The sequence below is a fragment of the uncultured Oxalicibacterium sp. genome (assembly GCF_913776015.1).
Classification (GTDB): Bacteria; Pseudomonadota; Gammaproteobacteria; order Burkholderiales; family Burkholderiaceae_D; genus Oxalicibacterium.
The window spans coordinates 25445-32361 of the sequence record NZ_CAJYMD010000080.1 but is presented as its reverse complement, the minus strand read 5'-3'; the positions used below and the strand labels follow the sequence as shown (position 1 = coordinate 32361).

Sequence of the window (6917 nt, the reverse complement as noted above, 5' to 3'; positions counted from 1 at the left end):
CCTGTTCCGCCGCGCCTTCATCATCGGCCGCCGTTTCCAGATCGTGCATGTGATGTTTGGACAAGACTTGCTGGAAGTGACCACCTTCCGCGGTACCGCTGTCGATAGCGCGCCCAAGGATGAACATGGCCGCGTGCTGCGCGACAACACCTTCGGCGAACAGCATGAAGACGCCTTGCGACGCGACTTCACCATCAATGCGATGTATTACGATCCGGCCACGCAAACCGTGCTCGATTACCACGGCGGCATGGCCGACATTCGCAACAAGACGCTACGCATCATCGGCGAACCGGAAGCACGCTATCGCGAGGATCCGGTTCGCATGCTTCGCGTGGTGCGCTTCGCGGCAAAACTGAAATTCACCATCGATCCAGCCAGCAGTGCGCCGATTCCGATCATGGCGCCGCTGATCGACAACGTTCCGGCAGCACGTGTCTTCGATGAAATGCTCAAGCTGCTGTTGAGTGGCCATGCGATGGCTTGCCTGCAGCAATTGCGCAAGGAAGGTCTGCATCACGGCTTGCTGCCGCTGCTCGACGTTGTGCTTGAACAGCCCTTGGGCGAAAAATTCGTGCGGCTGGCGCTGGAAGCCACGGACGAACGCGTGCGGCAAGGCAAGCCGGTTTCGCCCGGCTTTCTGTTCGCTTCGCTGCTCTGGCATCAGGTGCTGGAAAAATGGAAGGCTTATCAGGCCGCTGGCGAATATCCGATCCCGGCGCTGCATCTGGCAGCCGACGATGTGCTCAACACACAAACCGACAAGCTCGCGCTGCAACGCAAGATCGCATCCGACATGCGCGACATCTGGGCCATGCAGCCACGCTTCGATCGTCGCGTCGGCAAATCGCCCTACAAGCTGCTCGAACACCTGCGCATGCGCGCCGGCTACGATTTCCTGCTGCTGCGTTGCGCTTCGGGCGAGATCGACCGCGAAATCGGCGACTGGTGGACCGCTTTCATGGAAGCCGATACCGCCGGTCGCGAAGAACTGCTGGCGCGCAAACCCGCTGCCAAATCCGCCCGCAGCACCGATTCCGGCAACAACCAGGACGGCAACGGCGACGATATGCCGCCCCCTGCACCGGCCAAGAAACGTCGTCGTCGCGGCGGACGCAATCGCAGCAAGAATGCCGCTGCCGGTACGGGTGGCGACAAAACCGAATGACGGTGCCCGCCTACATCGGCATCGGTGCCAATCTGGGCGATGCGCAAGCCACCGTCACGGAGGCGATCACACGGCTCGACAGCCTGCCGCATACGTGCCTGACAGCACGCTCTTCGCTGTACCGCACAGCACCGATCGATGCCGGCGGCGACGATTACGTCAATGCGGTGGCACAATTGCAGACCACGCTACCTGCGCAAGGGCTATTGGACGCCCTGCTCGATCTGGAACAGCAATTCGGTCGCGAACGCCCTTATGTCAATGCGCCACGTACCCTCGATCTCGATCTGCTGCTGTACGGAGAAGAATGCATCGACACCGCCACGCTGACGGTTCCGCATCCGCGCATGACGCAACGCGCCTTCGTGCTGATTCCGCTGCTGGAGATTGCACCGCACGTCGTCCTTCCCGGCGCTAAGCCTGCGCAGGATTTTCTGAAGGACGTGCGCGATCAGGCAATCATGCTCATCCGGTAAACGTCTGCAACGTTTCGCATGCCACGATTGCAATCACATTGCACCAAACAATGGCCGATTGCATCCCTTCGCCAGCCATGCAACTTTCAGCAGAATGCAGCGCGACTGAAAATCCCGCGGGAAGCGATTACACTCACGTTTTTCATTGCCGTGCATGCCAACACGACAACGACCGCACATACGCATAAGCCCACATGAATCCAGACAAGTACAAATACATCGTCGTCGAAGGTGCCATCGGTGCCGGTAAAACTACGCTGGCGCGCCGGTTGGCTGCGCAGTTGCAGGCACAAACGCTGCTCGAACTGCCAGAAGAAAATCCGTTTCTCGAAAAGTTCTATCGCGATGCCACCCGCTATGCCTTGCCGACACAGATGTTTTTCCTGTTCCAGCGCCTGAACCAGTTGCGCGATCTGTCGCAACCCGATCTGTTCGATGCGCGCATCGTGTCCGACTTCTTGCTCGACAAGGACCCGATTTTTGCGCGTCTGACACTGGGCGACGATGAGCTGGCGCTGTATCAGCAGCTCTACGATCACCTGCGTCCGCAAGCGCCGCTGCCCGACCTGGTCATCTATCTGCAAGCTGAACCGGCGACGCTGGTCGACCGTATTCGTAAACGCGGCATTCCGATGGAAGCGGCGATTTCCGAGCATTACATTCACAAGCTGTGCGACAGCTACAGCCGCATCTTTTACGACTACGATGCGGCGCCGCTGCTGATCGTCAACACCGAACATCTGAATCCCGTCGATAACGACGAGGATTTCGCGCTGCTGTTGCAGCGCATTGCCAACATGCGCGGCAAGCGCGAATTTTTCAGCCGGGGAGAATGAACATGGCCAGCTATCTGCAGGAAAACGAGCATCGCACCAAGGCTGTCACCATCCCTTCCCTGTTCGCCATGCGCGAGAACGGTGACAAGATCACCATGCTGACGGCTTACGACGCCAGCTTTGCCTCGCTGATGGATATGTGCGGCATCGACACGCTGCTGGTCGGCGATTCGCTGGGCATGGTGTGCCAGGGCCACAATTCGACATTAACGGTGACCATCGATGAAGTCGCGTACCACATCGCCAGCGTTGCGCGTGGCAACAAGACTGCGCTGCTGCTGGCCGACATGCCGTTCGGCACCTACGGCACGCCCGAACAGGCATTTGCCAATGCCATCAAGCTGATTCAGGCTGGCGCACAGATGGTCAAGATCGAAGGCGGCGCTTGGGTGGTAGACACGGTACGCTTCCTCGTCGAACGCGAAATTCCGGTGTGCGCGCATCTGGGCCTGACGCCGCAATCGGTACACCGCTTTGGCGGCTATCGTGTGCAGGGCAAGACCACTGAAGCGGCTGCGCAACTGAAATCCGATGCATTGGCATTGCAGGAAGCAGGTGCCTCGCTACTGATCCTTGAAGCGATTCCCGCTACACTCGGCAAGGAAGTCACCGACATCCTGACCATGCCGACCATCGGCATCGGCGCCGGGCCCGATTGTTCCGGTCAGGTGTTGGTAATGCACGACTTCATCAACGTCTTCCCTGGCAAGAAAGCCCGCTTCGTGAAAAATTTCATGGAAGGCCAGAGCAGCATCGAAGGTGCCGTGCGCGCCTATATTCGCGAAGTCAAGGAAGGCACCTTCCCCGCACCGGAGCATTGCTTCTGACGATGTGCTAGCAATGCGTGTCAGCTTCTTTTGCAGGAAAGCGCGGTATCACAACACACAATCCTCTCGACAACGCGCTGGTCAGTAAGCACAAAGCCGCCGTGCACTAAAGCATGGCGGCTTTTTTCATGTTCGCGTGCGGCTAGAATTCAGAAAGAGGACTCGCATTGAACAGTCCGACGTTGCCCTTCCCTGACATTCGCACAAAGACCTTTTACAAGGTTCTAGCAGCAAATGTATTGCAAGTATTCAGATCCGCGCTATTGATACCTTGCTGGAACCAGCGCACGCGCTGCTCCGATGTACCGTGCGTAAAGGAATCGGGGACCACGTAGCCTTGCGCCTGTTTCTGCAAGGCATCGTCGCCAATTGCACTGGCCGCCTTGAGCGCACTTTCGACATCACCCTGTTCCAAAATGCCGCGCGCCCGGTTGGCACGCGCCGCCCACACACCGGCGAAGCAATCGGCCTGCAACTCGACGCGGACTGACAAGGCATTGGCCTGGCGCTCGGTCAGGCTGCGACGTTTCTGGTCAACCTTTTCCATGATGCCCGTAATGTTCTGCACGTGATGACCGACTTCATGGGCGATCACGTACGCCTGAGCAAAATCGCTGGCGACATGAAAACGTTCACGCATGGTCTGATAGAAGGCCAGGTCGATATAGATTTTCTGGTCGCCCGGACAATAGAATGGGCCGGCCGCTGTATCGCCGGTGCCGCAAGCCGTCGGCGTGCGTCCGGTAAAGAGCACGAGCCGCGGTTGCGCATACGTGCCGCCGTTTTCGCGGAAAATCTCACTCCAGGTATCTTCGGTGTCGGCCAGCACCGTGCGCACGAAACGCGCCATTTGATCGTCGGCGGGCGTTTGCTGGATGGGTGCCTGCTGCGTCTGTACCTGACCGCCACTGAGCATGCCGATGAGCGTCATCGGATTAATGCCGAGAAAGTAGGAACCGACCAAGGCAATCACGATGGTGCCGATACCGATCGAACGGCCACCCATCGCACCGAATCCACCGCCGCCACGACGATCCTCGACGTTATCGCTCTCGCGATTGCCTTCCCATTTCATTGCCCGCTCCGTCCGTTTGATTGCTGTTCTTGTCGGCGTTATGCATCCATAACGCTGCTGCCATTCTGCAACTGAAGCGCGCAATGTGCATCAACTATCTGCAAGCGAAAGTTCGGATTGCAACGTTCGGAAGGCTTCCTCGTGGCGCGTGAAGGCATCGACAAGATGCGGATCAAAATGCGTACCGCTGTTTTCGCGGATGAAATCGGCGACGGTTTGCGCATCCCATGCCGGTTTGTAGGGTCGTGGCGACGTCAGCGCATCGTAGACATCGGCCAATGCAACCACGCGTGCTTCAAAGGGAATACGCTCGCCGCACAGTCCCTGCGGATAGCCAGTACCATCGAAACGCTCGTGATGTGAACGCGCAATCTCTGCTGCCAGCCGCAATAGCGGCAGCGTGCCGATGTTCAAGATTTCATAGCCCATGTCGACATGCGAACAGAGAAAAGCGCGCTCTGCCGCACTCAGTTTTTCACGTTTATTCAGCAACTCAGGTGCGATGCCAACCTTGCCGATGTCATGTAGCGGGGCGGCATGCTCCAGCGCAAGGCTTTCTGCCGCACTGCCTCCCGCTGCACGCGCCAGCAAGCCCGCATAGCGTGCGACCCGCCGTTCATGTGCCGCCGTCGCTGCATCGTGAAAATAGGCAATCCGGTCGAACCGCGCCAGCATGTGCTCTTCATCTAAACCCAAGTCGCGACCGATTTCGGTTAGCCCTCGTTTAAGCTGGCGCGCTACCTGTGCTTCTTCGACACCTTCGCGTCTTATCGCCAGCAAGCGCTGCATACGCGCCCCAACCTCGTCGGCGTGCCACGGGAAAATCAGCGCATCATCGGCATGACAGGCGAATGCCTGCTGCATACGATGCACGTCCGGGGCAAGAAACAACACGCGCACGCGGGGACCTGCTTGCTTTGCCTGATTCAGCGCGGGGAAAGCGTCAGGTAAACGGCCGTCGATGATCAGCAACCGCGACGCGGTCGAAGCAAGGCGTGCCGACAACCAGGCAAGCTGATGACCGACCGCAACCTCTGCTCCTGGCCGCAACGCACGCAGCAAGCCAGCGATTCTGGCCGCCAACGCGCCATCATCACTGAACAAATCAATGCAAGAAGGCACGTCAGAACCAGTATCCAAGCATTTCAAATCAAGTAGTCCAGCCATCGAAAATGGAAAAGCATCACGCTGCAAGAACGGTGGATCAAAACAACGCCTGCATCATGGACGCATGATAGCGCGCATAAAACAAAACCGCCGATCAAAGGATCGGCGGCGGAGAAATACCATCAGTCAGTTTTCTTGCGACGCTTATTCGAAAAATTCCTTGACCTTGTCTTTCCAGGTCTTGGTCTGCGGACTGTGCTTGGCACCACCTTCGACGGTCAGTTGTTCGAACTCGCGCAGCAATTCCTTCTGGCGTTCGGTAAGCGTCACAGGCGTTTCCACGACGACGTGACAAAACAGATCGCCCGCATAACCGGAACGCACGCCCTTGATGCCTTTGCTACGTAGACGGAAGGTCTTGCCACTTTGTGTGCCTTCCGGCAGCGTGAACGAAGCCTTGCCATTGAGCGTTGGCACTTCGACTTCGCCACCGAGTGCTGCCTTGGCAAACGAAATCGGAATTTCGCAATGCAGATCGTCGCCTTCGCGCTGGAAGACCGGATGCTGCTTGATGCGAATCTCGACATACAGATCGCCCGGCGGCCCACCGTTCATGCCGGGCTCGCCATTGCCGGAGGAGCGAATGCGCATGCCATCATCGATCCCGGCAGGAATCTGCACTTCGAGTGTCTTATTGCGTTTGGTCTTGCCGGTACCACTGCACGAACCGCATGGCGATGGATTGATCTTGCCAGAGCCGTGACACTTCGGACAGGTTTGCAGCACACTGAAGAAGCCTTGCTGCATGCGCACCTGACCGTGCCCACCGCATGTGGTGCAGTTGGTCGGCGACGTACCGGGTTTGGCACCGGTACCGTGACAGGTATCGCACTCGTCCCACGACGGCACGCGAATCGTCGTGTCGTAACCGTGCGCAGCCTGTTCCAGCGTAATTTCGAGGTTGTAGCGCAGATCGGCACCACGATAAACCTGCGGACCACCACGACCGCGACCGGCAGCCTGACCGAAAATATCGCCGAAGATATCGCCGAACGCATCAGCAAAACCGCCGGCTCCGCCACCCATACCGTTATTCGGATCGACGCCAGCATGACCATAACGGTCGTACGCCTCACGCTTTTGCGGATCGGACAACATTTCGTAGGCCTCCTTGGCCTCCTTGAACTTGTCTTCCGCTTCCTTGTTACCCGGATTGCGATCCGGATGATGTTTCATCGCGAGTTTGCGATAAGCCTTCTTGAGTTCGTCGTCCGATACGTTCTTGCTGACGCCAAGAATCTCGTAAAAATCACGTTTCGCCATCTGTACCTGCCCTGAGTTTTCTCTATTACTGCGCTGTGCCGCAATATCGCTTTTACGCAAACGCCGAGTCGGGGTTTTTCAACCGCCGACCCGGCGCAACATGCA

General features: G+C 57.9%; 7 protein-coding genes. 4 read left to right on the top strand and 3 right to left on the bottom strand.

Going from position 1 to position 6917, the window contains the following annotated elements; all coding sequences use genetic code 11:
• The 4 genes from pcnB to panB all read left to right on the top strand — a co-directional run.
• On the top strand, nucleotides 1–1168 hold a 1168-nt coding region (pcnB, locus tag QZ725_RS14650), incomplete at its 5' end, for a polynucleotide adenylyltransferase PcnB (RefSeq protein ID WP_293781250.1).
• Nucleotides 1165–1644, top strand: a complete 480-nt coding sequence (folK, locus tag QZ725_RS14645) for a 2-amino-4-hydroxy-6-hydroxymethyldihydropteridine diphosphokinase (protein WP_293781247.1) — start codon at nucleotides 1165–1167, stop codon at nucleotides 1642–1644. The genes pcnB and folK, both read left to right, overlap by 4 nt.
• Before the next feature lie 194 nt (nucleotides 1645–1838).
• The gene (locus tag QZ725_RS14640) at nucleotides 1839–2480 is read left to right on the top strand and encodes a deoxynucleoside kinase (RefSeq protein WP_293781244.1); all 642 of its coding nucleotides are present in this window, start codon (nucleotides 1839–1841) and stop codon (nucleotides 2478–2480) included.
• A gap of 2 nt (nucleotides 2481–2482) precedes the next feature.
• Nucleotides 2483–3307, top strand: coding sequence for a 3-methyl-2-oxobutanoate hydroxymethyltransferase (gene panB, locus QZ725_RS14635; protein ID WP_293781241.1), 825 nt, complete (start codon nucleotides 2483–2485; stop codon nucleotides 3305–3307).
• 214 nt (nucleotides 3308–3521) lie between these two features.
• Here the strand turns inward: panB and QZ725_RS14630 are convergent, their stop codons facing one another.
• The 3 genes from QZ725_RS14630 to dnaJ form a co-directional block, all read right to left on the bottom strand.
• Entirely contained in the window at nucleotides 3522–4382 is an 861-nt protein-coding gene (locus QZ725_RS14630; RefSeq protein WP_293781238.1) for a neutral zinc metallopeptidase, read from the bottom strand.
• A gap of 90 nt (nucleotides 4383–4472) precedes the next feature.
• Nucleotides 4473–5504 (bottom strand): HD domain-containing phosphohydrolase, encoded by a 1032-nt coding sequence (locus QZ725_RS14625; protein WP_293781235.1) that lies wholly within the window; start codon nucleotides 5502–5504, stop codon nucleotides 4473–4475.
• 189 nt (nucleotides 5505–5693) lie between these two features.
• Entirely contained in the window at nucleotides 5694–6812 is a 1119-nt protein-coding gene (dnaJ, locus tag QZ725_RS14620) for a molecular chaperone DnaJ (RefSeq protein WP_293781233.1), read from the bottom strand.
• Nucleotides 6813–6917 lie beyond the last annotated feature (105 nt).

Excerpts from the sequence above, each read along its gene's own strand:
- folK (WP_293781247.1), top strand. The coding sequence starts at position 1,165 with ATGACGGTGCCCGCCTACATCGGCATCGGTGCCAATCTGGGCGATGCG.
- QZ725_RS14640 (WP_293781244.1), top strand. The coding sequence starts at position 1,839 with ATGAATCCAGACAAGTACAAATACATCGTCGTCGAAGGTGCCATCGGT.
- panB (WP_293781241.1), top strand. The coding sequence starts at position 2,483 with ATGGCCAGCTATCTGCAGGAAAACGAGCATCGCACCAAGGCTGTCACC.
- QZ725_RS14630 (WP_293781238.1), bottom strand. The coding sequence starts at position 4,382 with ATGAAATGGGAAGGCAATCGCGAGAGCGATAACGTCGAGGATCGTCGT.
- dnaJ (WP_293781233.1), bottom strand. The coding sequence starts at position 6,812 with ATGGCGAAACGTGATTTTTACGAGATTCTTGGCGTCAGCAAGAACGTA.